The sequence below is a fragment of the Campylobacter sp. RM12654 genome, assembly GCF_020137585.1.
GTDB lineage: Bacteria > Campylobacterota > Campylobacteria > Campylobacterales > Campylobacteraceae > Campylobacter_E.
This window is the reverse complement of sequence record NZ_JACGAR010000096.1, coordinates 1-278: the sequence shown is the minus strand read 5'-3', so window position 1 is coordinate 278 and position 278 is coordinate 1. Positions and strand designations below refer to the sequence as shown.

The window sequence follows — 278 nt, the reverse complement described above, 5'->3', positions numbered from 1 at the left end:
TGAAGAAAAAAATAAATTAATGAAAAGTATTTTTTCTAATACAGACGAAGATTTGCAAATATCACAATCTAAAGAAGAAATTAAGCAAGAAGAAAAAGAAGAACAAACTAAAGATAAAAAACCATTCGAAGCCATAGAAGTAAAAGGCACTAGCACTCGTGAAAGTATGGAAGATATTTTAAGCAAAATTAATATTCAAAATATTAAAGATGAAAGAGATTTATTAGCTATATTTTTAGCCTATAAAAATGGCGAGAATTTATATGATAAAAGGGTTT

At 25.2% G+C, this 278-nt stretch carries 1 protein-coding gene; it reads left to right on the top strand.

Annotated features, from left to right (window positions below; all coding sequences use genetic code 11):
• Positions 1–19 precede the first annotated feature (19 nt).
• The coding region (locus tag AVBRAN12654_RS09465) for a hypothetical protein (protein WP_336614404.1) at positions 20–278 on the top strand (259 nt) is incomplete at its 3' end.